Below are 2,639 nucleotides of genomic sequence, written 5' to 3' on the forward strand. Positions count from 1 at the left end.
AACGCAAATATGGATTTGTTTATGATGATCTCAATCGGCTACTGTTTGCTTCCTACACAAAACCTCAAGCTTCCATTTATAATACCGGAAGTTATGACGAGAGCATGAGTTATGACAAAAACGGAAATATTATTAGCTTGCAACGCAACGGAGAGTATGATGATTTGATACAAAACTTAACGATAGACAATTTGGTTTATACCTATAATGACACAACAAGTCCAAATCAATTGCTTAAAGTGGTTGATAATACCAGCAACCCCAACGGCTTTAAAGACGGTGTTAATACCGGAAACGATTATGCCTACGATGCTTATGGAAATATGACGCTTGACAATAACAAGGGGATTACATTAATTAAATACAATCATTTAAACTTACCTACTCAAATTACCTTTGGTTCAACCGGAAATATTTCTTATATTTACAACGCTAGTGGTGTAAAAGTTAGAAAGGTAGTAACGCAAGGCACATCAGTGCAAACGACCGATTATTTAAGTGGTTTTCAGTATATAAATAATATCTTGGAATTTTTTCCACACGCCGAAGGTTATGTAAAGAAAACAACCAATAGTTACAATTATGTTTTTAATTACACCGACCACCTTGGCAATATTAGGTTGAGTTATACCAAAGACCCCGCCACCAACGTTCTTACCATTTTAGAAGAAAACAACTATTATCCTTTTGGTTTAAAGCACCGGAATTATAACATGACCAAGAAAACGTATGAAAAGTTAGAAAGCACAGGTGGTGTTGTGATTACACCGACTAATCAAACGGTTTATGATTATAAGTATAATGGAAAGGAGTGGCAAGATGAGTTGGGGCTTAACTTCTACGACTACGGAGCTAGAAATTATGACCCTGCAATTGGTAGGTGGATGAATATTGACCCGTTGGCGGAGGTAGATAGACGATGGACTCCCTATAGATATGCTTATAATAATCCATTATTATTTATTGACCCTGACGGAATGTTAGAGACAGATTTTGGAGTTAATAATAAAGGCGAGGTCAAACAAATCGGACCTACAGATAGTAAGCCTGATAGGTTGTTTAAATTGAACAGCAATGATTCTGTTGATAAGAGCGTTGCTCCAATTACTGTTAATGATAAAGAAATATTGCCTCAATTAGCTGAAAAAAACCCAGATTTAGTACAAAAACACCATGCTGATAAAAAAGAAGTTTTGAAAGGAAGTAGTGCAACAACAAAAAGCACAGCAGAATCCTTAAAAGTTTTTAAGTTTATGTCTGAAAACACAAATGTTGAGTGGGCTTTACAAGGAAATAACACTAAATCTGGTATTAATTGGATTATTGGAACACTTCACTCTAACGACCAAGCACCAACTTTCTATCACATGAAAGGTTTTGAAAGAAATTCTTTAGCTTTTCATTATCACGCTCATACTGATTTATCATGGGATGATTTTAAACCAAGCGGTAATGATATAAATTCTTACAGGAGAACTTTAGAAGTAAGTCCTGATGCACAATTTTTCATTTACATGCCTAAATTGAGTAAAGATAATTATAACAAAGTTAAGCCTAAAGACTATAAAAGTATCAATTATGAGCCATCCAAAATGTACCCAGTTAACAAATCAAACATAAATAAATTTTAAAATGGAAAACATCAAAAAGGTATTTTATTGTATATTGTTTTTTTGTTTGTCAATATCTTTATCATGTGATAAAATGAGTAAAACTGGTTTGAATAAAAATTATTCTAAAGATAAATTAGATATAACTTACATAGAAGCTAGTTTGGAAAAACTAACTGAAAATCAGTTTTTATATCTAAAAGTTAAAGATTCTATAGATAAGACTAATAATAAATCTATATTCTTATATGAGCTTTTAGATTATGACTATCCAATGCCCTCTAAGAATTATTTAGAATTATGCTTAATAAAGTCTGATAATATTTTATTAAATAATAGTAAGTATGATGAAAATAATTTTAATGATGATTTTTTGAATTCATTTAAAGAAAGTATAAATAATGATATGATATTTAAATCACATGTTTTAATCAATTTAGATGTAAACAAACTAAAGGATGATTTAGCTTTAAGAAAAAAATTAGAAAATCTTTTGAATATCTCTTTAACTAATTTTGATTCAATTAGAGAGAAATATTCAATTAAAAAATATGGTAAGAGTTTTAACCATATAGAATACAATAAAAAAATAGAAATAATAAAGTTAGTGCCTTTATCAATATATTTAGGTAATAATTCAGATTGTAATAGAGTAATACCCCCGCCTCCAATTCAGGGTAATGTTCCATAATTAGTGATGAACCAAACCCACATTTAACCATTTGTAAATCACTCTTAAAATAAAATCTAAACCCAAAAGGCAAGCTATATTAGTTTGCCTTTTTACATTTGAAAATCCCCGCTCCGCAAAGTGTTCAGAACAAATATCCTATGAAAAGCTCCGCAAACGTCTCCCGACTTTGCGGAATTTAAAAAAGCAAAAATAAAATAAGAAATGTCAGAAACCCCGCTCCGCAAAGTGTTCAGAACAAATATCCTATGAAAAGCTCCGCAAACGTCTCCCGACTTTGCGGAATTTAAAAAAGCAAAAATAAAATAAGAAATGTCAGAAACTTTATTATTTTTATT

At 31.0% G+C, this 2,639-nt stretch carries 3 protein-coding genes; 2 read left to right on the forward strand and 1 reads right to left on the reverse strand.

Features of this window, described 5'->3' with window-relative positions:
* Positions 1-1,631, forward strand: a 1,631-nt coding sequence (locus tag ACIQ0M_RS15440) for an RHS repeat-associated core domain-containing protein (protein WP_396153840.1), incomplete at its 5' end; no start/stop codon positions are given.
* 1 nt (position 1,632) lies between these two features.
* Positions 1,633-2,301 (forward strand): hypothetical protein, encoded by a 669-nt coding sequence (locus ACIQ0M_RS15445; RefSeq protein WP_396153842.1) that lies wholly within the window; start codon positions 1,633-1,635, stop codon positions 2,299-2,301.
* A 92-nt stretch (positions 2,302-2,393) separates the two neighbouring features.
* On the opposite strand, the gene ACIQ0M_RS15450 is transcribed toward ACIQ0M_RS15445, so the two are convergent.
* On the reverse strand, positions 2,394-2,639 hold a 246-nt coding region (locus ACIQ0M_RS15450; protein ID WP_396153844.1), incomplete at its 5' end, for a hypothetical protein.

Source organism: Flavobacterium sp., from assembly GCF_044339515.1.
In the GTDB taxonomy this organism is placed as follows: domain Bacteria; phylum Bacteroidota; class Bacteroidia; order Flavobacteriales; family Flavobacteriaceae; genus Flavobacterium.

Bases quoted from the DNA above. Each gene is read 5' to 3' on its own strand.
- ACIQ0M_RS15445 (WP_396153842.1), top strand. From the start codon at position 1,633: ATGGAAAACATCAAAAAGGTATTTTATTGTATATTGTTTTTTTGTTTG.